This is a genomic window from Longimicrobium sp. (assembly GCA_036377595.1).
Taxonomy (GTDB): domain Bacteria; phylum Gemmatimonadota; class Gemmatimonadetes; order Longimicrobiales; family Longimicrobiaceae; genus Longimicrobium.
Genome location: DASUYB010000103.1, coordinates 150,420 through 172,352, shown reverse-complemented (window position 1 = coordinate 172,352; position 21,933 = coordinate 150,420). Strand labels below are relative to the sequence as shown.

The 21,933-nt window shown below is 73.5% G+C and carries 18 protein-coding genes; 11 read left to right on the top strand and 7 right to left on the bottom strand.

Going from position 1 to position 21,933, the window contains the following annotated elements:
* Nucleotides 1–148: 148 nt before the first annotated feature.
* On the bottom strand, nt 149–1,165 hold the full coding sequence (deoC, locus tag VF092_16975; GenBank protein HEX6748994.1) for a deoxyribose-phosphate aldolase: 1,017 nt from the start codon (nt 1,163–1,165) through the stop codon (nt 149–151).
* A 586-nt stretch (nt 1,166–1,751) separates the two neighbouring features.
* Here deoC and VF092_16970 point away from each other — a divergent pair.
* Both VF092_16970 and VF092_16965 read left to right on the top strand, forming a co-directional pair.
* Nucleotides 1,752–2,198, top strand: coding sequence for a hypothetical protein (locus VF092_16970; GenBank protein HEX6748993.1), 447 nt, complete (start codon nt 1,752–1,754; stop codon nt 2,196–2,198).
* 412 nt (nt 2,199–2,610) lie between these two features.
* Nucleotides 2,611–3,915, top strand: a complete 1,305-nt coding sequence (locus VF092_16965) for a tetratricopeptide repeat protein (protein ID HEX6748992.1) — start codon at nt 2,611–2,613, stop codon at nt 3,913–3,915.
* A 90-nt stretch (nt 3,916–4,005) separates the two neighbouring features.
* Here VF092_16965 and VF092_16960 read toward each other — a convergent pair whose 3' ends face one another.
* The gene (locus VF092_16960) at nt 4,006–4,620 is read right to left on the bottom strand and encodes a hypothetical protein (protein HEX6748991.1); all 615 of its coding nucleotides are present in this window, start codon (nt 4,618–4,620) and stop codon (nt 4,006–4,008) included.
* 483 nt (nt 4,621–5,103) lie between these two features.
* Here VF092_16960 and VF092_16955 point away from each other — a divergent pair, with 483 nt between their 5' ends.
* Nucleotides 5,104–8,346 (top strand): hypothetical protein, encoded by a 3,243-nt coding sequence (locus tag VF092_16955; GenBank protein ID HEX6748990.1) that lies wholly within the window; start codon nt 5,104–5,106, stop codon nt 8,344–8,346.
* A 152-nt stretch (nt 8,347–8,498) separates the two neighbouring features.
* A complete protein-coding gene (locus VF092_16950; protein ID HEX6748989.1) occupies nt 8,499–9,791 on the top strand; it encodes a hypothetical protein in 1,293 nt (430 codons plus the stop codon).
* A 90-nt stretch (nt 9,792–9,881) separates the two neighbouring features.
* On the opposite strand, the gene VF092_16945 is transcribed toward VF092_16950, so the two are convergent.
* The gene (locus VF092_16945) at nt 9,882–10,070 is read right to left on the bottom strand and encodes a hypothetical protein (GenBank protein HEX6748988.1); all 189 of its coding nucleotides are present in this window, start codon (nt 10,068–10,070) and stop codon (nt 9,882–9,884) included.
* Nucleotides 10,071–10,181: 111 nt separating this feature from the next.
* Here VF092_16945 and VF092_16940 point away from each other — a divergent pair, with 111 nt between their 5' ends.
* A complete protein-coding gene (locus VF092_16940; protein HEX6748987.1) occupies nt 10,182–11,021 on the top strand; it encodes a helix-turn-helix domain-containing protein in 840 nt (279 codons plus the stop codon).
* A 161-nt stretch (nt 11,022–11,182) separates the two neighbouring features.
* On the opposite strand, the gene VF092_16935 is transcribed toward VF092_16940, so the two are convergent.
* Both VF092_16935 and VF092_16930 read right to left on the bottom strand, forming a co-directional pair.
* On the bottom strand, nt 11,183–11,773 hold the full coding sequence (locus tag VF092_16935; GenBank protein HEX6748986.1) for a DinB family protein: 591 nt from the start codon (nt 11,771–11,773) through the stop codon (nt 11,183–11,185).
* A gap of 169 nt (nt 11,774–11,942) precedes the next feature.
* On the bottom strand, nt 11,943–12,188 hold the full coding sequence (locus VF092_16930) for a hypothetical protein (GenBank protein ID HEX6748985.1): 246 nt from the start codon (nt 12,186–12,188) through the stop codon (nt 11,943–11,945).
* Between the two features lie 240 nt (nt 12,189–12,428).
* Between VF092_16930 and VF092_16925 the strand changes: the two genes are divergently transcribed.
* A complete protein-coding gene (locus tag VF092_16925) occupies nt 12,429–13,244 on the top strand; it encodes a DUF72 domain-containing protein (GenBank protein HEX6748984.1) in 816 nt (271 codons plus the stop codon).
* Between the two features lie 152 nt (nt 13,245–13,396).
* A complete protein-coding gene (locus VF092_16920) occupies nt 13,397–14,251 on the top strand; it encodes an SDR family oxidoreductase (protein ID HEX6748983.1) in 855 nt (284 codons plus the stop codon).
* Between the two features lie 213 nt (nt 14,252–14,464).
* Here the strand turns inward: VF092_16920 and VF092_16915 are convergent, their stop codons facing one another.
* A complete protein-coding gene (locus VF092_16915) occupies nt 14,465–16,153 on the bottom strand; it encodes a VWA domain-containing protein (GenBank protein HEX6748982.1) in 1,689 nt (562 codons plus the stop codon).
* 345 nt (nt 16,154–16,498) lie between these two features.
* Nucleotides 16,499–16,990: a cupin domain-containing protein gene (locus tag VF092_16910; GenBank protein HEX6748981.1), complete on the bottom strand. Its 492-nt coding sequence runs from the start codon at nt 16,988–16,990 to the stop codon at nt 16,499–16,501.
* Nucleotides 16,991–17,289: 299 nt separating this feature from the next.
* Here VF092_16910 and VF092_16905 point away from each other — a divergent pair, with 299 nt between their 5' ends.
* The 4 genes from VF092_16905 to VF092_16890 all read left to right on the top strand — a co-directional run bounded on the left by VF092_16905 (nt 17,290) and on the right by VF092_16890 (nt 21,762).
* The gene (locus tag VF092_16905) at nt 17,290–17,730 is read left to right on the top strand and encodes a hypothetical protein (GenBank protein ID HEX6748980.1); all 441 of its coding nucleotides are present in this window, start codon (nt 17,290–17,292) and stop codon (nt 17,728–17,730) included.
* 18 nt (nt 17,731–17,748) lie between these two features.
* Nucleotides 17,749–18,105 (top strand): hypothetical protein, encoded by a 357-nt coding sequence (locus VF092_16900; protein HEX6748979.1) that lies wholly within the window; start codon nt 17,749–17,751, stop codon nt 18,103–18,105.
* A 349-nt stretch (nt 18,106–18,454) separates the two neighbouring features.
* Nucleotides 18,455–20,773, top strand: a complete 2,319-nt coding sequence (locus VF092_16895) for a carboxypeptidase regulatory-like domain-containing protein (protein ID HEX6748978.1) — start codon at nt 18,455–18,457, stop codon at nt 20,771–20,773.
* Nucleotides 20,774–20,964: 191 nt separating this feature from the next.
* Nucleotides 20,965–21,762 carry a TonB-dependent receptor plug domain-containing protein gene (locus VF092_16890; GenBank protein HEX6748977.1) on the top strand — a complete coding sequence of 266 codons (798 nt, stop codon included), beginning with the start codon at nt 20,965–20,967 and terminating at the stop codon, nt 21,760–21,762.
* Nucleotides 21,763–21,933: the final 171 nt, after the last annotated feature.

Sequence of the window (21,933 nt, the reverse complement as noted above, 5' to 3'; positions counted from 1 at the left end):
ACTGATTCACTTTAATCACTTTATTCGCAGACAATGCCGTCATATCAGACCCATTCCTGCATCACGCAATCGCCGGATTGCCACGAAAATCGATGCCCTCCCGACGATCGGCCGGGAGGGCTTCGGCTGCCCGCGCGGACGAGCGCGGCTACGCCATCGGATGGCGGTGCGAGGCGGAGTAGCGGCCGGTGAGGTGATGCTCCAGCTGGCGCTCGATGTCGCCCAGCAGCGAGCTGGCGCCGAAGCGGAAGAGCGACGGCTTCAGCCACTCCGTCCCCAGCTCCTCCTTCATCATCAGCATCCACACCAGCGCGTCCTTGGCCGCGCGGATGCCGCCCGCGGGCTTCAGCCCCACGTCGTGGCCCGTGCGCTCGCGGTACTCGCGGATGCAGCGCGCCATGGTCAGCCCCACGGGGAGCTCGGCGTTGCGGCTCTCCTTCCCCGTGCTGGTCTTGATGAAGTCCGCGCCGGCCATCATGCACACCAGCGACGCGCGCGCCACGTTGCGCAGCGTGGCCAGCTCGCCCGTGGCCAGGATCGTCTTCAGGTGCGCCGGGCCGCACGCCTCGCGCATGGCCTTCACCTCGTCGTACAGCGCCTCCCACTGGCCGGTCAGCACCAGCTCGCGGGTGATGACGATGTCGATCTCCTCCGCGCCCGCGTCGACCGAGGCGTGGATCTCCTCGATCCGCTGGCGGAAGGGCGAGAGCCCCGCGGGGAAGCCGGTCGACACCGCGGCGACGGGGATCCCCGAGCCGCGCAGCGCCTCGACGGCGACCTCCACGAAGCGGTGGTAGACGCAGACGGCGGCGCAGCGCACGGGGAGACCGGCCGCGCCCAGCCCCTCGAGCACGTCCTCGCGCACCGGCTGACGGGCCTTGGCGCACAGGCGGCGCACGGTGCCGGCGGTGTCGTCGCCCGAGAGCGTGGTCAGGTCCATCAGGGTGATGGCGCGCAGGAGCCAGGCGGCCTGCCAGTCCTTCTTGACCGTGCGGCGCGTGCCGATGGTGCCCGCGCGGCGCTCCACGGCGCTGCGGTTGACGCGGACCTCGGCGACCCAGTCCAGGTCCAGCAGGGTGCCGGGGTTGCGCTGCTCGTGCGCCGGCTCGGGCTCGCGCGGCCCCGTGGGAACGGCCACGAGCTTGTTGGTGACGGTGCTTGCCATGGTGCGGACCTCCTGCCCTCCGCCGCGCCCGACCCCCGGGGCGCCGGATGGAACAGCATCTCGAAAAGGGATGGAAAGATACGGGCCGCCGCGTCCCCGCGCCATTCCGCCGCGGGGCAGGACGCGCCTGCCGGGAGCGCCGCTTGCGTGATCACCACGCGCGCGAGGCCGCCGTCCGCCGCCCCGCATCTCGATACTCCCATGCGATGGCGATGAAGCCCGACGACGGGGCGCTCGCCCGCCGGCTCGTCGCCCGCGGAGCAGCAGGAGATGGGGCTGAACCGCGACGCCACCTTCCGCCCCGTCCGCAGCGAAGCCACCCGCAACGCCGGCTGAGCGCGCGCGGCGACATCCTCCGCGCTCGATCGAGCGTCGATGCCGCCGCGCGAAAAACTGCGTTCGATGGCGAACGGAGCGGCGGCTGCACCGGGGAGCGGGAGCAGTTGACACGCAGTTGTTCCCGATGCAAGTTGAAGAGCCACATGGCCGTCGGTGATTTCTTCACGGCCAGGCTCCCTCCCCCCGCCCACCATCCCGCCGCCCCATCCGCGGCTGCTTACCTCACCGTACCCGCAGGAGGACCCTCATGAAGCGCGTTGCCATCGTCCTTACCGCCGTTGCCGGCATGTTCCTTTCGACCACCGCCGCCACGCCCCGGCAGCAGGACGAGTGGACCCAGCAGGTGCGCCGCCTCCTCCAGCAGTACGGCCGCGCGGTGGAGAGCCGGGGCTACACCATGACGCACCGGATCTTCACCGGCTCGCTCGACAACGGCGAGAGCGAGTTCGTCGAGGTCAACCTGGACATCGGCACCCTGTACCAGATCATGGGCGCCTGCGACAACGACTGCACCGACCTGGACCTCACCCTGTACGACCCGGCCGGCCGCGAGATCGACAGCGACCTGCAGGTGGACGACTACCCGGTGGTGTCGGTGGAGCCCCGCCGCTCGTCCACGTACCGCGTGAAGGTGACCATGGCCCGCTGCAGCGCGGAGCCCTGCCGCTACGGCATCGGCATCTTCGGCAAGTAAGCCTCCGCCGTCACGGCGATCCGGAGCCCCTCCGCCCACCCGGCGGAGGGGCTCCGCGCATCTGTGGACACGAAGGCGTTCCGCTGTCGCGCCACTCGTGCCTAAACCGTAAACCTTTACATCTACGCCGCCTACGGGAACTCTGGCGCACTTCCACACGGTTCGTACCGGTTTTTTCAGGGTCCCGATTTCGTGGTTTCGTCCACTTCTTTCTCTCTCCCGAGAACCACCCGTTGCCGTGATGCGGCGCCGCCCATGGCTTTCTTCCGGTCAGATCCGGCCGACTTTCCGTTTTTCCGGCCTGTTCACTTTCGAATGCACCCCGTGCAATAGCGCACTGCCCGGACGATCGTTATCGTGTCTTTTTGGCCGTGGTATATGTCTGACCAACGAGACGTCCGGAGCACCAAAGATGACGGAGGAGCGGCTTGCGAAGCGTGGCAGGCGTGCGGGGCGCCTGTGGATCGTGCCGCCGGGGCTGACCGCCGCCGGCGAGCCCTTCGAGGGGCACCGCGTGCTCGAGGAGGTGAGCGGCGGGCTGGGGGTGGCGCTGTGGCAGGTTACGCGCGACGTGGACCTGTGGTCCACCACCGCGCCCGAGGGCCGGGTTCGCCTGTTCGCGTCGGGACAGGGGCGGCGCCGGCGCGAGCGCATGGCGGCGCTGGGTACGCTGCGCGAGCTGCGGCTGCCGCTGGAGACGATCGGCCGCGCGCTGGAGAGCCGCTCGCGCCACGCCGGCGCGCAGGTGACCCGCGCCTGCGAGGCGGTGAGCCGCTGGGCCGAGAAGCAGGGACTGCCGCGCACCGCGCTGGCCTTCGCGCAGAGCGCCGCGCTGGCCACGCCCGAGCAGCCGGGCCCCGCCTACGAGGTGGGCCAGCTCGCCCGCCGCAACGCCGAGTACCGCCGCGCGGAGACGTGGTTCAGGCGCGCGCTGGGGCTGGCGCGCCGCGCCCGCGACTGGCGCTACTACGGGCTCGCGTGCCTGGGGCTGGGAACGGTGAACCTCGAGCGCGGCGACGTGCGCGCGGCGCGCAACTGGTTCCTGCGCGCGCTGCGCATCGGGCGGCGGCACGCGCTGTGGGACGTGCGGCCGCAGGCGATGCACGACCTGTTCTGCATCGCCGTGGCTCACGGGCTGGACGACGAGGCCGAGGGGTGGGCGTGGCGCGCATTCCGGGCGTACGGGCGCCGCCACCCCCGGCTGGTGGACCTGGCGAGCGACGTCGCGCGCTTCTGGCTGCGGCACGAGCGCTACGACGAGGCGCTCCGCGTCTTCCGCGCGGTGCTGAACCACGTGGACCGCGTGGCCGAGCAGCGCGTGGTAGTGGCCAGCATGGCGCGCGCGGCCGCCGGCCTGGGCGACCGTCGGGCCTTCGCGGCCATGTGGTCGGAGACGTGGCGGCTGGTGGACGAGCACCCCGACCACGACGCGGTGGCGCAGGCGCTGGTCGCGCTGGCCGAGGGCGCCGCCGTGCTGGGCGACCCCGACCGCGGGCAGCTGGCCGCCACCCACGCGCTGCGCGTGGCCACGCAGCACGACGAGCCCGAGCATCGCGCCGCGGCCGAGCAGGTGCTGGGCTCGCTGCGTACCGTGCGCATGGGCGTGTCCACCGCTCCGCCGCGTCCCGAGCCCGGCGAGGAGCGCGACGTTCCCGACCTGGCCGCGGAGCTGGTGGACGCGCTCAGCGTCGACCTCCTCGCGGGCGTCTCCATCTGATCCAGACGCCCACGCGGAGCAGCGGAGGCTGCTCTGCTGCCTCCGCTGCTCCGCGTGAGACCTGGCCGTTTTTCGTCCGATGGGGAGATCTCAGCGCTGCCGGCTCTCGATCCGCGCCGCGGGGAGGGTGCGGGTGAGGAGGAAGCGCGGGTTCACCAGCGGCACGTCGAAGGTGCCGTTGGTGACGGTGATCGACTGGTCGCCGAAGAACTCCGTCGCGGTGCCGCTGAAGGTGCCGCGCATGCGGCTGGAGGAGACCGACGTCACCTCGATGGTGCCGCTCTCGAAGACGTAGAAGTCCGCCTCGTCCTCGCTCTCGTCGGGGTTGGTGTCGAAGACGACGGCGATCGCCGGGCACTCCGCCGTGGCGCACCCCGCGTCCACGTTCAGCGTGGTGGGCGCGGTGACGTTCGGGAGCGCGAAGAGGACCATGTGTCCCGTCGCAGCCGTCACCGGCAGGTAGGAGAGGATGCTGACGAACGCGTTCGCGCCGTCGCTCCCCTTCGCGCCGACGGCGAACGGCTGCTTGGCGAAGGTGCTGTCGCTGGCGCGCTCGAAGGTGCCGCTGGCGCTGTACGATCCGCTCCGCGCACCCTCGTAGGTGAAGGCCAGCGAGCCCGGTGTGAGATCGCTTCCCGTGCCGTCGCCGCACGCCGTCAGGGTGATCGCCGCCAGCGCCGCGGCCAGATAGCCCGTCGTCTTCATCTTGATTCGCTTCCTCAGTGGGAGATCGTGAGCCGTGTGGGGAGTCTTCCCCGATCAGCGAGGCCGCGGATGAAGATATCGGGCCATGATCCGCGTATAAACATTTGAATTATGCCGGACCCGCCTATGCGGATGCGTCCCAATGCCTTGCGACCGTTCCGGTTGACGAGGCCGGCGGCCGGGCGGGGAGATCGCCCGGCCTGCGCGGGGGACAAATGTTTGCCCTGATCGGAGGACGGACGGCGAGAGCGGCGGACGGGGTGATCCTTTCAACGGGAATTTCAGGGAGAAGTGGCGGCGCCGGCCCGCTTCCTGCAAACAAGTGTCTCCAACATCCCCGTTGACTTCCTCCCCCTTCGCGCTGACATTCCGGGCTGTCGGTCCATCCCCCCGCCGTTTTCCCGGCCACATCCTGATGCACGACCTGCACACGCCCGTACGCGCGCGCCCGCGACTCCGGACTGCAGTCGCCCGGAGACGCGCGTGACGACCGCCGCGCCGCCCGCGCCCGTGCGCGCGCCCGCCGATGCGGCCGCGGTGGAGCGCGCGCTGCGGCTGGCCGTGTCGGCCGACGTGTTCGAGCGGCTGGCGGCCGGGTTCGTGGACGGGCGCCGCCGGCGCGGCGTGGCGCAGGAGACGGAGGCATCGCTCGCCGACGTGTTCGCCGGCACCCTCCTCCTCCTCGCGCGTGTCCTTTTCCTGCTGAGCGCCGAGGCGCGCGGGCTCCTGCCGCGCGACGGGCCGTACGCACGCCACGGGATGGCGGCCATGCGCGAGCGGCTGGCGTCGCTGCGCGCGCCCGGGCAGCCGCTCTCGCCGCAGTCCGCCGACATCTGGCGCGACCTCACCGCCGTCTTCGACCTGGTGGGCCGCGGCAGCGCGTCGCTGGGCCTCGCCGCGTACGGCGGCATCTTCACCGCCGACACGCCGGCGGGGCGCTTCCTCCGCGACCACACCGTCTCGGACTTCTTCCTCGTCCCCGCGCTCGACAAGCTGTCGCGCGACGCGGAGGGGCGGCCGTACGACTTCTCGGCGCTGGGGCCCGACGAGGTGGCGGGCGTGCTCGACGGCGTCCACGGCTTGCGTCTCGCCGCGGACGAGCGCGGCCGCCCCCTCCTCGTCGACCCGCGCGGCGAGCGCAAGGCGTCGCCCTCCGGCGCGCTGCCGCGGTGGATCGTGGACTTCGTGGTCGCCGAGGCCGTGGCCCCGGCGCTGGCCGAGCGCGAGGCCGCCTACCGCGCCGCCGTGCAGGAGGCGGCCGTTCGCCGCGAGCGCCTGGGCGACGCGCCCCCCGAGTCCGCCGCGCGGCTGGCGCGCGAGGCCGCGTCGCTCGAGGACCGCGCGGTGGACGCGCTCCTCTCCCTGCGCATCGTCGACCCGGCGATGGGGAGCGGGCGCTTCCTGGTCCACGCGGCGGAGCTCGTCACCACCCGCCTGGCCGCGCTGCTGCGGGAGATGCCGCACGGGCCGCTCTCCGCGCGGGTGGCGGAGGTGCGCGCCGCGGTGGCCGCAGGCGTGCGTGCGCAGGGGCTGGAGCCCGACCCCGCGCGGCTCGACGACACCGCGCTGCTGCGGCGGATGGTGGTGCGGCGCTGCGTCTTCGGCGTCGACGTCGATCCCGCCGCGGTCGAGGCGGCGCGGCTGGCCCTGTCACTCGCGGGATTCGTCCCCGGCGCCCCGCTCCCGCGGCTCGACCATCACCTGAAGTGCGGGAACGCCCTGGCCGGCGCGCGCGTGGCCGACCTGCAGCGGGCGATGGAGGAGAACCCGCAGGGGCAGTTCGACGCGTTCGGCGGCCCCTTCCGCGGCCTCCTGCGCGCCGCGTCGGCCATCCGCGAGGTGACCGCGTCCGCGGACGCGAGTCCCGCGGAGGCCGCCGAGGGCGCGCGGCGGCACGCGGAGCTGGAGGCGTCGCTCGCGCCGTACCGGCGGCTGCTGGACGTGTGGATGAGCCGCGCCTTCGGCAACCGCCTGGCCGAGGAGATCGCCAGCCTGCACGCCGACGAGGTGGTGGAGGCCGCGCGCGGGGGGCGGACGCAGCTGGGCCGCGCGCACGCCGAGGCGCTGGAGCGCGCCGCCGCGCTGGCCGGCGAGCACCGCTTCTTCCACTGGGACCTGGAGTTCCCCGCCGCCTTCGTCGACGCGGAGACGGCGACCTGGAGCGAGGATCCCGGCTTCGACGCGGTGATCGGCCGTCCCCCCGCGTCGCGCGGCGAGCATGGCGCGGCGCTGCGGCCGCACCTCGCGTCCGCGTTCGCCGAGGTGTACGACGCAGCGGCGGACCTGCACGTCTACTTCTGGCAGATGGGGATGGGAGTGCTGCGGCGGGGCGGCCGCGTCGCCTATGCCGCCGCGGAGCGGTGGATGCGCTCCGGTCCGGCCGAGGGGCTGCGCCGCTTCCTGGCCGAGCGCGCGGAGATGGAGCGGCTGGTGGACTTCCGCGCCGCCGCCGTGCGCGTGGAGCCCGACGCCGCCTGCGTGGTGGTGGCCCGCCGCCCAGGCGCCGACGGCCGCGCCGGCGCGGGCGAGACGCAGGTCACCGTCCTTCCCGCCGACGCCGGGCCCGAGCCGCGCCTGGCGAGCTGGGCCGCCGCGCACTCCTACGCCGTCCCCCGGGGACGCTTCGGCGGCGCGCCCTGGTCGCTGGAGCGGCCCGAGGTGCAGCGGCTGATCGACCGCATCGCCGCGGCCGGCATCCCGCTCGCCGAATACCTCGGCGCCGCGCCGGTGGCGGGGATCCGCACGGGGCTGAACGACGCGTTCGTCGTCGATCACGACACGCGCGAGCGGCTGGTGCGCGGCCACGCGGGCGCCGCGTCGTTCCTGCGCCCGCTGATCCGCGCCGGCGACATCGAGCGCTGGGCGGCGGAGTGGCGCGGCGCGTGGCTGATCGCCATCCCCAGTTCCGACGAGCAGGGGTGGCCGTGGACCGGGGCGGCCGAGGCGGACGCCGAGCACCTGTTCGCGCGCTCCTTCCCCACCCTGCACGCGCACCTCAGGCCGTGGGAAGAACGCCTGCGCGCCCGCCACGACCAGGGACGCTACTGGTGGGAGCTGCGCCCGCGCACCGAGCGCGAGCACGGCGGGCCGCGCATCGTGCACGCCGACGGCGCCCTGCAGCCGCAGTTCGCCGTGGCGCCGGCGGAGGCCTGCGTCCTGGCCAACGCCTGTGCCTGGCCCACGGCCGATCCCTACCTCCTCGCCGTGGCGAACTCGCCGGTGGCGTGGACGTGGCTCTGGCGCAGCGCCCTGCACGGGCGCGACGACGTCCTCCGCCTGACCCCGTCCGCCGTCGAGGCGCTCCCCATCGCCCCGCCGCCGCCCGGGCTGAAGCCCGAGATCGACGCCGGCGTGGAGCGCATCGTGGAGCTCACCGCCGAGCAGCGGACGATGACGTGGGAGATGATGGCCTGGCTGCGCTCGGACTACGCGGCCGGCATGCCCGACGCGGAGCTGCTGGCGTGGGCGGAGCTGAGCGCCAGCGCCTTCGTCGACGCCGTGCGCCGCCATCGCCCGCAGCACGCCGAGCCGCTGGCCCCGCGCGAGGTGGGGATGCTGCGCAACGCGCACGCCGACTATGCGCCGCGGCTCACCGCCGTGCGCGCCAAGGCCGCGGGGCTGGAGCGGCGGGTCTCGCAGCTGGTGGTGCGCGCCTACGGGCTTACGCCCGACGAGGTGGAGCTGATGTGGTCGACCGCCCCGCCGCGCATGCCGGGGAGCCGTTAGCCCCTCGGGCGTCCGGGTCGGACAGGGTCCGCGCGCCGGCGCGGACGGAGACTCTGGTCATTCAGCAGGCGGCGACATACTTTATGGCCGGAAACGCGGTACACCCCGTCGAATCGCGGGCCACGGCGCCCGCGCCACGCCAACGGAGCCCGATGAAGGCATCCCTGCCGACCGGGCGCGCGGCCCATCCCCGCGTGCGCCGCGCCGCTCCACCCATCCCCCACCTGGCCGACGCGGCCGAGGGGGCGGACCTCCTCGAGGAGATCCCGGAGCCGATGGGCGTGCTGCTGTGGTGGGCCCTGCGCGACTTCATGCTCTGGGCCGAGACGCCCGCCCGCGCGCGCCGGCGGCTGTTCGCGCCCGGCGCCGGCGAGCTGCGCCGCAGGGCGCTGCTGGCCGCAGCGCCCGAGCAGGAGCTCTGGGGGCCGCTGCTGACGCTGGCGCAGATGGCCGACGACCCCGAGCGCGCCGACCCGGCCCGGCTGGTGTTCGCCGTGCGGGCGCTGGCGCGCTGGGCGGAGCGCCGCTCGGCCCCGCGCTCGCGGCTGGCGTTCGCGCACGCCGCCGCGGTGGCCATGGCCGACGACCCGCGGCTGGCGCTCGAGGCCGCGCGCCTGGCCCGTGACGCCGCGCGCCACGCGCAGGCGGAGGGGTGGTTCCGGCGCGCCATCCGGCTGGCGCGCGGGCGCGACTGGGAGAGCTACACCTGGGGGTTCATCGGCTTGGGCGTGCAGTACATGCGCACCGGCAACTATCCCGCGGCCAACGCGGTGATGCACCGCGCGCTCCGCGCCGCGCGCAAGCGGCGGCTGCACGCGCTGGAGGGCTCGGCGCACCACCACCTGTTCGTGTTCAGCGTGGACGCAGGGCGGATGGACGAGGGCTACGCGCACGCCGGCGAGGCGCTGCGGGCGTACGGCGACGGCCACTCGCGCCTTCCCGCGCTGGCGCACGACCTGGGATGCTTCTGGTCGGAGCAGGGCCGCTTCGCGCGTGCCCTGTCCATCTTCGACGTGGCGCTCCCCTGCCTGCCGGACGGCCCGGAGCGGCTGATGGCGCTGGCCAACGTGGTCCGCGCGGCCGCCGGCGCCGGCGAGCGGGCGCGCTACGAGGCCGCACGCCGCGAGGCCCTGCCGCTGACCGCGCTCCCGGTGTGCGCCGAGAACGCGGCGGAGTCGCTGGTGCTGATTGCGCAGGGCGACGTGTGCCTGGGCGAGTGGTCGCGCGGGGAGGAGGCGGCGCGGGCGGCCCTAGAGCTGGCGACGGAGCGCGACGAGGCGCGCACCCTGATGATCGCCGAGGCGCAGCTCGAGGCCGCGCGCCACGGGCGTGCCGTTCGCCGCACGGCGCCGCCGGAGCCGGTCGAGCTGGCCCGGCAGGCCGACGAGTTGGCGGTGCAGGTGCGCGCCTCGCTCACCCGCCACGCCGCGGCGACGGCGGCCTGACGCCACCGCCGCCCGACGGGGCGAGGACGGTGCGGCGCGCGCCGTATAAAGGCCGCGCGCACACCGCTCCCGCCCCGTCCGTGCCCGTGCTCAGCCGCCGCCGCCGAGCATCCCGCTCCCCTCTCCCATCAGGTTACCGCCGCCGCCCAGCATCCCGCTGCCGTTGCTCTCGTCGCGATGCGCGGGCGCCGTGCGCGTGGGCCCGGTCAGCGCATCGGCCGAGCAGGCGGCCAGGGTCAGCGCGGCAACGACGAGCGGCAGAAGCTTGCGGAACTTCATTCCGTCCTCCTGGAGTGACTTGGGGTATGGGGGCAGGGCCGCATAAGGTGCTTCGTTTTGGTGCGGCCAGTCAAGCTGTGTCGTGAAACTAACCCCCTTTCGAGACGTAACATGCAGGAGGTTGTCAGGCCGCTCTTCCTTCTCCACGACGACGAGACGCTGCGCGAGCGCCTGGCGGCGGTCCAGGGAAGCGCCTTCCGCCTGGTGCGCGTGGCCGGCTGGGCGGCGCTGGCCGATGCACTGGGCGCGGCGCCGGGAACGGCGGTGTCGGTGGTCGATCCCTTCGCCGCGAGCCGGGCCGGCGCGCCGGCGCCGGAGCTGCGCGCGCTGCTGGAGTCGCACCCCGCGGCCACGGTCGTGGCCGCCTTCCGGGTGGAGCCGCAGCACGAGGGGCACCTGCGCACGCTGCTGGCCTGGGGCGTGGCCGACGTGATCGCGCTGGGGCGCGAGGACAGCGAGCCGGCGCTGGCCCGGCGCGTTGCCGCGGTGCAGGCGCGCACCGTCCACCGCCTGCTGCGCCGCGCGCTCCCCCGCGGCGTGCCCGGCCGCGCCCGCGCGCTGCTGACCACGGCGGCGGAGACCGTCGCGGCGGGGGGACAGGCGCCCGAGCTGGCGGCGGCGCTCGGCGTCAACGAGCGCACGGTCCCCCGCTGGTTCGCGCGCGCCGACCTTCCGCCGCCGCGCAGGCTGATGGCATGGCTTCGTCTCCTCCTGGCCGCCGAGCTGCTCGACGACCATCGGCGCACGGTGGCGCAGGTGGCGCGCGCCTGCGGCTACGCCAGCGAGGTCAGCCTCAAGGCGGCGCTCCGGCAGTTCATGGGCGCGCCGCCCACCGAGCTGCGCGAGCGCGGCGCCTTCGCCACGGCGGCCCGGGCGTTCGCGCGCGAGCTGTTCGAGCTGCGCGAGGCCGCCCGCGCGCGAGGGAAGCCCGAGCGCACTTGGCTGAACTGAGGCGGAACGCGACGGCGTAGTGTGGCCGGAGATCGGGGAAGCGGCCACGGGGAGATCCCCGACGGGGCGTGGGGAGCGTCACCGGGGCACGGAGGAACGGGAGGCCGGCGGCCGCATCGCGCGGGCCGCCGGCCGTTCTGCCTGCGGGACCCGAGCGCGGGTCAGCCGGCGGGAAAGCCGGGGCTCTCGCGCACGCGCCGCATCTGCCAGAGGTGCCGCCGCTCGTGCGAAAGCACGATCATGAAAGAGTCGCCCGCGTTCATCCGCACCAGCGAGGTGACGGGCGAGACGATGCGGATGCGGCGCAGGTCCAGCCCCGCCGCCTCGCCGACCAGCGCCTCTAAGCGGTCGTGCAGCGCGCGCCACGCCGCCAACTCCGTCTCGCGATCGAGCGCGGGACCCGCGTCGGCGGGGCGGTAGATACGCGGCGCCTTGAGCTTCAGCCGCGGCGGCGGCTCGAACGAGCGCACCATCAGCCCGCCGATCAGGCTCGGGCGATAGTCTCCGCGATCGTGGAGGCCGCGCGCGCGGGCGTCGGCCAGCGCGGGGGCGATGCGGTCGAGGTAGCTCGCGCCGGAGACGACGAGGTGGTTCACGATCTGCCCGACGGACCATTTGCCGGGCCCGGGCTTCCAGGCGAACTGCGCGTCGGTGATCCCGTCCGTGAGCTCCGCCGCGTCGCGGCGGATGCGCTCGAGCTGCTCCAGCCAGCCGCGCAGGAGCGGCGACGGCGTGGGTGCGGTCGTGGCCATGGTGCGTCGGTTTCGGGGGGAGTGCCTTGCATGATAGGCACGGTTCGGCTCCACGGCCAGAAGGTCGTGGAGCCGGGGGATGAAAGCGCGAGCCGCGGGAGCGCTCGTGAGAGCGCCCCCGCGGCGTCGGTCCTGGGTATGCGTGCGGCCCGGCGACCCGCGCCGGAGCTCAGTACTCCTCGACCGTAGCCTCGGCCGTGACGGTCTCGCCGCCGTTGCGATCCTTCCACCACTGGACGAGCTTCAGCACCAGCCACACCAGCAGCACCAGCGGCAGCACCTTGGTCAGCAGGAACCCGCCGAGGACCCAGGCCACGGCCAGGATGCTGAACACGATCTTCAGCGCCACCACCGCCAGGATCACCAGCACGATCCACTTGAGGATCCGCTCCAGCTTGCTTCCGTTCTGCTCCATCGTACGCGCTCCGGTTCTGGGGACTGCGAGAGAAAGGCGGGTTCCGCCGGGCCGAAGGGCCGTACGCGCCCCCCGCGCCGGAAGTTTCACCCCGCGGCGAATCCATCGCGGACCGCTCCGCGTTGCGATGCGATCTCTCGGTCGGCATCCTCATCTCCACCCTCTTTCTCCCCTTCTCCCTTGCGCCCCGCGCCGCGCCGCCGCATCGTCCGCGTCCACGGACGTGAACGGAGGATGCGCGTGGCGGACCGGGTGCTGATCGGCACGCAGGGGTGGAACTACGCGGCGTGGGTGGGGCCCTTCTATCCCGAGGGCACCCGCCCGGCCGACATGCTGTCGCTCTACGCGCAGGCGTTCGGCACGGTGGAGGTCGATTCCACCTTCTACGCCATCCCGCCGGCGAAGACGGTGCGCGGGTGGGCGGAGCGCACGCCGCCGGACTTCGTCTTCGCCCTCAAGCTCCCGCAGGAGATCACCCACGAGCGCCACCTGCGCCGCGCGGAGGCGGAGACGGAGCTCTTCCTCGACCGTGCCCGCCTGCTCGGGCCCAAGCTGGGGCCGATCCTGGTGCAGCTCGGCCCGGAGTTCTCGCCGGCGGACTGGGACGCGCTGGAAGCGTTCGTGCCCAGGCTGCCGCGCGACCTGCGCTTCGCCGTGGAGGTGCGGCAGCAGCGGTGGACGCGCCCCGACGTGCTGTACGACCTCCTCTCGATGCTCGCCGAGCACAACGTGGCGCTGGCGCTCAGCGACGGGCGCTGGATCCCGCGCGAGACGGTGCTGGAGCTGGCGACCAGGCCCACCGCGGACTTCCACTACCTGCGGTGGATGGGGCCGAACCGCGACCTCACCGACTTCTCGCACGTCCAGGTGGACCGGACGGCGGAGATCGACGAGTGGGCCGGGGTGCTGCGCCAGCTGCGCGGCGTCACCGTCCACGGCTACGCGAACAACCACTTCGCCGGCCACTCCCCCGCCTCCGCGCGCGACCTGCAGCGCCGCCTGGGCATCTCGCCCGTGGACCCGGGCCAGATCGGAGACCAGATCTCGCTCTTCTGACGTCTCCCGGACCATCGGGATTCTCCTGACATGGCGGTGCGGAAAACGATGACGGGGGATGCGGGGATCTTCCGATCACCCCCGCGTTCCGTGCGGCGGAATTTGCGCGCCCGGCGGGACGGCGGACGGAGACACGGACGACGGAGGCGGGGATGGAGCGGGTGCTGCTGGCGGGCGCCTCGGGGCACCTGGGGCGGTGCGTGGCAAAGGAGCTGAAGGCGCGCGGCTACGTCGTTCGCGCGCTGGCCCGGCGCCCGGAGCGGCTCGACGCCACCGCGGACGAGGCGGTCCAGGGCGACCTGCTCGACCCGGCGACGCTCGGCCCGGCGTGCGCGGGCGTCCACGTCGTGTTCTCCTGCGCCGGCGCGTCGATGCGCCTCGGCGGGTTCGGGGACCGGCGCGGCCCGCTGGAGGTCGACTGGCAGGGGAACTCGAACCTGCTCGCCGCGGCGCGCGCGGCCGGCGTGCGCAGGTTCGTCTACGTCTCCGTCCACGGCGCGCAGGGGATGCGGGCGCTGGAGTACACCGGCGCGCACGAGCGCTTCGCGGACGAGCTGCGCGCGTCGGGGATGGAGCACGCGATCGTGCGGCCGACGGGCTTTTTCTCCTTCTTCGGCGAGATCGCGAAGATGGCGAAGCGGGGGCGCGGGGTGGTGATCGGCGGCGGCGAGGCGCGCACCAATCCCATTCACGAGGCCGATCTGGCGGAAGTGTGCGCCGATGCGGTGGCGGGAGATGCGGCGGAGATCGCCGTCGGGGGGCCGGACGTCTTCACCCGCGCGGAGATCGTGGAGCTCGCCTTCCGCGCCGTCGGCCGACCGGCGCCGGGGAAACTGACGCACGTGCCGCCCGGCGTGTTCCGTGGCGCCGCGGCGGTGCTGAAGCCGCTCAACCGCCGCATCGCCGCGCTGCTGGCCTTCGGCGCCGTGGTCAGCCAGGTGGACTGCGTCGCCCCCACGTACGGCACGCGGCGGCTGGAGGACTACTTCCGCACCTTCGCGGGGTGATCGAGTCCCTTTGCGTTCTCAATCGCTCCTGAACAGATGCATCACACGGAGGAAACGGAGGGAACGGAGGAACTCACATCAGTCCTCCGTTTCCTCCGTTTCCTCCGTGTGATTTCTTCATTCCTGGCCTGGTAAAAAGCGCGGAGGACGAGGAGATGACCAGTATCTCCCCCGTCCTCCGCGTCTCCGCGTGAGGCCTATCGCCCGCCCGCCTCAGCGATCGAGCGCCGTCACCTCGCCGTCATCATCACCCCCGGGCTCGCGCGAGGCGAAGCGCTGCGAGACCTGGACCAGGCGCAGGAACTCGGCGCGGTAGCCGCCGCGGTCGTCGCCGATGGCGCCGCGGGCCAGCGACGTGACCGCGCCGTAGCTGGCCGCCCCGCGGAAGCGCGACTGGCGCAGCAGCATCCCCCACTCCGCCACCGCGGCGCTGAAGCGGAAGTCGGGCGAGGTGCGGGCCAGCGGCGTTGCCCGGTCGACGAGCGGATGCGCCAGCAGGCGGCTGGCGTCGCCGTCGGGCGCCTTGTAGCGCAGCTTCACCGTCAGCAGCTCGTTGCTCCCCGCCGCGGACGACCGCGCGCGGGGCGTCTGGTACCGCAGCGGGTCGGTGCCGCGCGCGGGGTTGTCGGGCGCGTCCGCCGGCACCACCTCGTACAGCGCGGTCACGCTGTGGCCCGCGCCCAGCTCGCCGGCGTCCCTGCGGTCGTCGTTGAAGTCCTCGGCCGCGAGCAGGCGGTTCTCGTAGCCGATCAGCCGGTACGCCTTCACCCGCGCGGGATTGAACTCCACCTGCACCTTCACGTCCTTGGCGATGGTGAAGAGCGTTCCGCCCATCTCCACCACCAGCACCCGCCGCGCCTCGTCGATCCCGTCCACGTAGGCGTAGTTGCCGTTCCCCTTGTCGGCCAGCTGCTCCATCTTGGTGTCCTGCAGGTTCCCCGTCCCGAAGCCCAGCACGGTCAGGAAGACGCCCGACTGGCGCTCGCGCTCGATCAGCTGCACCAGCTCGGCGTCGCTGCTCACGCCCACGTTGAAGTCGCCGTCGGTGGCCAGGATCACGCGGTTGTTGCCGCCGCGGATGAAGGCGTCGCGCGCCAGCTGGTAGGCGAGCTTGATCCCCTCCGCGCCGTTCGTCGAGCCCTGCGGCGTCAGGGTGGAGATGGCGTCGCGGATGCGGTCCTTCGCGCCGCCGGGGGTGGGCGGCAGCACCAGCCCCGCCGCGCCGGCGTAGGCCACGATGGAGACGCGGTCCTGCGGGCGCAGGTTGTCCACCAGCAGCGCGAACGCGTCCTTCAGCAGCGGCAGCTTGCCGGGCTCGTCCATCGAGCCGGAGACGTCGACCAGGAAGACCAGGTTCGCGGGCGGAAGCGAGGCCGCCTCCATCCGCCGCCCCTGCAGGCCGACGTGCACCAGCCGGTGCGCGGGGTTCCACGGCGCCGGCGCCACCTCGGTGGTGATGGAGAAGGGGGCGTCGCCGCGCGGGTCGGGATAGTCGTAGTCGAAGTAGTTGACCAGCTCCTCGATGCGCACCGCGTCGCGCGGCGGCATCCGCCCCTCGCCCAGGATGAAGCGGCGGACGTTGGCGTACGAGGCCGCGTCCACGTCGATGGCGAAGGTGGAGAGCGGGTTGGCCGCCGCGTCGCGGAACTCGTTCTCCTGGATGGGGCTGTACTGCTCGCGGTTGAACTCCTCCTGCCGCTGGAGCGCGTAGCCGTCCGCAGGGACGGGCGGCGCGGTCGCGGCCACCGGCGCGGGCGGCTCCATCACCTGCATCCCCGAAACGACGGTGTCGGAGGTGGTGGCGACCTCGCTGCGGTCGGGGGAGGGACCGTGGGTCCTGCCACACGCCCCCAGCGCGAGCAGGCAGAGGAGAAACGGTCGGGCGCGGCGAACGGTGCGCATGCGTGCCTTCCGGTCAGGAGGATGGACGTGGCCTCACGCGCCGCGGCCGGTGCGTGGCCGCGGCGTGCGACGGGAGGGGCATCGGGCGTTCCGGCCGCCATGTGTCGGCGGTTCGATCGCCCAACCCATTCTCCCGACAGCGTTTGAGTCCCGCCCGAACCGGTTCGGCAGGGTGCGCGCGCCACGTTCAGTGTACGTCCATTGAACCCGCCCGCGCGTTCATTGAACGGAGATACGGCTCCGGATTCTGACGCACGACAGGTCTCACGCAGAGGAGCAGAGGCAGCGGAGGTTAGTTCTCCGCTGCCTCTGCTCCTCTGCGTGAGACATTCTTTTCAGGGGGATTCAGATCAGCGCCGCCGCGTCGGGGAAGCGCGCGCGGACGGCCTCGGTGGCGGCGGGATCGTCGCTCATCATGCGGAAGTCGGCGAAGTCGAAGCCGGGGCCCACCGCGCAGGTGACGAGCGTGTACGCACCCGTCGTGCGCGCCGCCTGCCACTCGCCCGCGGGGACGACCGCCAGCGCTTCGGCGCCCTCCCCCGGCGCGGCGAGCACCTGGCGCGACAGGCCGTCGAGCGTGCGCGGGATGCGCAGCAGCTCGAGCGGGTCGCCCTCCACCCAGCTCCACGCCTCGTCCGACGCCACGCGGTGCCACCGGCTGGCGCCGCCGTCCGCCAGCAGGAAGTAGATCAGCGTCAGCGCGCTCCTCGCCGGCCGCGCGTCGAACGGCTGCACGCGGCGCGCGGAGCGGAACACCTCGCGGTAGAAGCCGCCCTCGGGGTGCGGCTGCAGGCCCAGCTCGCGGACCAGCATCTCGGCGCGTGGATGCATCGCCATCGTCCTCACAGGTGAAGTCGTCTGTCCCATCACAGGACAGCATCAACGCGCATCATGCACGGCAATCGGGCGGCGCGAAAGTGCGGACGCCGCGCCGCATCTCACGCTCTCCACGGGCACGACGAAATGACCCCCGCGCGCGCGAAGATTGCAGCGAAATCCTGCATCGCACGCCGCAGATGCGGACGGACCGAAACCGAATCGCCCCACGGGAGTAAGAAAGCACCGCTCCCACACGTTATGCTGCCGAACCAACGCGCCGCCCGGCGCGCCCGACCCATGCACCCGGAGAAGACGCCATGCCCGCTCGTGGGATCCGCCGCACGCTGAGCTCGCTCGGCTGCATCGCCCTCGTGCTCTCTGCCTGCAGCGACTCCACCACCTTCGACGCGTCGGCCGCGGGCTCGTACGAGCTGACCCGCATCAACGGCACGGTGCCACCGTACACCCTTCCCGGCACGCCGGCGGGCACCACGGTGGTCGTGCTCAGCGGCGACCTGGTCCTGCTCGACAACGGGCGCTTCGACGAGATCATCCGCAGCCGGCTGACCACCCCCGACACCACCGTCACCACCAGCGCCCACACCGTGGGCGACGTGAGCGCGTCGGGCGGCTCCATCACCTTCAAGCCGCGCTTCGAGGACAACTACTCGGGCAACTACACGGCCAGCACCGTCACCTACACCAAGCAGGCGTCGGCCACGGTGTCGGTCTCGTTCGAGTTCACGCGGTCGAACTGAGCGGCGCGGGAGGAACCCATGCGGCGAGCGACCCTCTCCGCCACGCTGGCCGTGCTGCTGGCGCTCGCCCTGGCCGCGTGCGGGGGCGGCGGCAGCAGCGGAAACAACCCGCGCCCGCGCCCGCCGGCCACCACGGTGGCGGTGGTGAACCGCGACTTCCTGGCGTACACCCTCTACGTCAGCAACGGGCTGCAGCAGCAGCGGCTGGGCACGGTGCAGGCCGTGTCCAGCGCGCGGCTCACCATCCCGGTCGCGTTCATCCAGACGGCCACCTCGCTCCGCTTCATCGCCGACCCCATCGGCAGCGACGCGGTGGCGCGCACCTTCAACATCAACGTGTCGCCCGGCGAGACCGTCAATCTCCAGATCTTCTGAGCTACCGCCAAATCGAGTAGCCGCTTAACTTTAACGGACAACTGCGGGATGCGGGCGTGTCCCCCGCTGCGCGGGGGCCGGGCTGCGCGCGCGGTAGGGCACGATACCGCTGTGCCCAACCGCGCCGGGCCCCCGGCGGATTCGTCGCCGCCCGGTCTCGTCCCGCATCATCCGGCATCGCCGCCGCCGCCCCGCCGGGGTCCCGGCCCTCCGGGCGCGCATCCCTCACGCAGAAGCGGCGGCGCGGCATCTCCCTCGCGCGCGCGTACGTGCGCACGTCAGACGGCGTCCGGCCGGTTCGTTACATCCCAGGCCGGCGCCACGCGGAAACCCCACATCTCCCGTAGCAATGCGTCTCCGCTCCACCCTTCTCGCAGCTTCCGCGCTCCTCCTGGCCGCCGCGCCCGCCGCCGCGCAGGCGGTGCAGGGCCGCCTCGTCGACGGCGCCGGCGCGCCCGTGGGGCAGGTGCTGGTCGTCCTCCTCGACGCGTCCGGCAAGCAGGTCGCCGGCGCGCTCAGCGACCGCTCCGGCGCCTTCGCCCTCCGCGCGCCGGCCGCCGGGCGCTACACGCTGCGCGCCGAGCGCGTGGGCTTCGCCGCCACCGTCACCCCCGCGTTCGAGCTGGCCGCGGGACAGACGGTACAGCGGCGGCTGGAGCTCGAGGGCGCGCCGCTGCGGCTGGGCGAGATCGTGGTGAGCGCCGCCGCCCGCCGCTGCGCCGTGCGCCCGGGAACGGGGGTGGAGACGGCCACGGTGTGGGAGGAGGCGCGCAAGGCGCTCAACTCCGCCGCCTACGGGCAGCAGCAGCGCCTCTTCCGCTACCGCGTGGCCCGGTGGGACCGCGACCTCGATCCCCGCAGCCAGCGCGTGATCCGCGAGTCGCGCCGCGACACCGGCGCGGTGGCCGCGCACCCCTTCGCCAGCCCGCCCGCGGCCGAGCTCTCCGCGAAGGGATGGGTGCAGAACACGGCGGAGGGCACCTTCTACTACGGTCCCGACCCGTCCGTCCTGGTCTCCGACGAGTTCCTCGACGACCACTGCCTGCGCCTGTCGGACGACGGCGCCGCGGGCGATTCGCTGGTGGGCGTGGCGTTCGAGCCGGTGGGCGGGCGGCGCCTTCCCGACATCCGCGGCGTGCTCTGGCTCGACCGCGCCACCGCCGAACTGCGGCGGGTGGAGTACACCTACACCGGCCTCCCCACCCCGGTCAGCCACCCGCGGCTGGGCGGCACGGTGGAGTACGCGCGGCTGGCCGACGGCCCGTGGATCGTCCGCCGCTGGTCCATCCGCATGCCGCAGGTCGAGATCCAGCAGGGCGCCCGCACCACCCCCGGCCGCGACGCCGACATCTACACCGCCTACGAGAACGCGCGCCTCTTCGCCATCCGCGAGGACGGCGGCGAGGTCGTCTCCACCACCGCCCAGAACGGCGCGCCGGCGATGGGCGCGGGCGAGCTTGCGGCGATCGAGGGCGTGGTGTGGGACAGCACCCGCGCCGCGCCGCTCTCCGGCGCGCGCGTCTACGTCTCCGGCACCTCGTTCGAGGCGGTGACCGACTCCGCCGGCCGCTTCCGCATCGGCGGGCTGCGCGGCGGCACCTACACCGTCGCCTTCACGCACTTCCGGCTGGGCCCCGTGGCCGCCTCCGTCCGCCCGGCGACGGTGGCTGCGGAGGCGGGGAAGACCACGCCGGTCCCGCTCGCCGTCCCCGGCCTGGCGACGGTGGCCGCGGCGGTGTGCCCCGACCTCGGCGCGCAGCCGTTGCGCGGGGTGATCATCGGCTCGCTGCGCGCGCCGCAGGGCTCGGGCGGCGGCACCACCGTCCGCGCCACCTGGGGCGCGTCGGGAACCGGCGCCGCCCGGCGCGCCGCGGGCTACGTGGCGACGGCGGCGGACGACGCGGGGGGATTCGCGCTCTGCGGCGTTCCCGAGGGGCAGTCGGTGACCCTCACCGCCGGCCCCGGCAGCCGCACCGAGGTGCGCCTGGCCGCGGGCACCCCGCTGCAGCGCGACCTGGTCCTCGTCCCCGCCGCGGGCGGCGCCGTCGCCGCGGCCAGCGCCAGCCCGGGCGACGCCGTGGGCCTCCCCGGCGTGACCGCCACCGGGCGTGCGACGCTGGCCGACTTCGTCCGCCGTCGCCGGAGCGGGCGCGGCGTGTTCATGACGCGCGACGAGATCGCGCAGAAGAACCCGCACCGCACCGTGGACGTGTTCATGGGGATGCCGGGGGTGCGGATGGTGGACGACGGCCGCGGCGGGCTGAAGATCCAGATGGCCGGCGCCGTCGCCCCGCGCGCCGTGGGGCAGATCGGCTCGCGCACCTACAACCCGCAGGTGGCGATCGAGAACCAGCGCGCCGCCGACCGCGCGCGGGAGCGCGGCGCCGGCGATCCCGACGCCCCCACGCCCGCGCTCGCCGGGCTGGGCGCCGACGCGCAGGGTGCGTCGCAGCGCTCGGGCGCCGGCGACTGCCAGGTGCAGTTCTACGTTGACGGCGCGCTCTTCTACCCCAGCGTCGAGGGCGACATCTCCAGCGACGTGCCGGTCAGCCTGATCGAGGCGCTGGAGGTGTACCGCAGCCTCGCCGAGACGCCGGTGGAGTTCCGCAGCAACTCGTCGGCGGCGTGCGGCACGGTGGTCGTCTGGACCTCCGCCGCCCGGCGCTGAGGGGCGGGGGACCGGGGCGCCGCGTCCGTCCGCACCGTGGCGGCGGCGCCCCGCAACGAGACGGAATTTGACGGCGGCACAGCCGAAAACGCCGTGTTTCCGCCGATCCACGAGCGGCTCGCTTTATGCTTGATCCGCTCTTCCGGCCGGCTGTCAGCCGGGGGCCGGAACACCCCGCAGGGGAGGTCGCCATGCGCCTTGCCTGGACCCGTCCACCACTCCTGGTGCTCGCCGCCTGCTGCGGCGGCCTGATCGCGCTCGCCTCGCCCGCGCCCGCCCAGCAGCCCGCGGCCGGATCCGCCGGCGACCGCTTCCTGGTGGTGCACGTCACCGACTCGTCGAACGGATCGTCCGTGAGCGGCGCCGAGGTGTGGGTGGGGAACACCCGCACCAGCACCGACAGCCTGGGGCGCGCGCTCCTGCCGCTGCGCAGCGACCGCGAGACCGTGCTGGTGCGCCGCCTGGGCTACGACGAGCAACGGCGCGAGGTGGCGTCCGGCCCCGCCACCCTCGAGGTGGCGCTGACCCCCGCGCCCGTGGCGCTGGGCCAGGTGCGGGCCACCAGCCAGCGCCCGCCGATGAGTCCCCCGCTGCAGCGCTTCTACCAGCGGATGGAGCGCGGGCGCGGGTCGTTCGTCACCCGCGAGCAGATCGACCGGCGCAAGCCGCGGCGCCTGACCGACATCTTCCGCGAGATCCCCGGCGTGCGCGTGGCCAACACCTCGCGCGGCGACCGGCTGATCATGAACGGCGCCACCCCCGCCATGTACCGCGTGGACCCGCGCTGGGAGCCGGGCGACTGCCCCGTGCAGTACTACCTCGACGGGGTGAGCTACCAGCCCGACTTCGCCGGCGTCCCCAACGACGTGCGCCCCGACGAGGTGGAGGGGATCGAGGTCTACCGCCGCCTCTCCGAGGTCCCCGTCGAGTTCCGCCGCCCCGGCTCGGAGTGCGGCGTGGTCCTCATCTGGCTGAAGGAGCGCGCGTAGCCGACGCCGGGCGGGGGCTGATCATCCGGAAGAGGAATGGACTCACGCAGAGCAGCAGAGGGAGCAGAGAACGACGGTCGGTTCTCTGCTCCCTCTGCTGCTCTGCGTGAGATTCTTCCTTCTATCATCTCATGGAAGACTGGGAGATCGCCGCGAACGGCAAATTTCCTC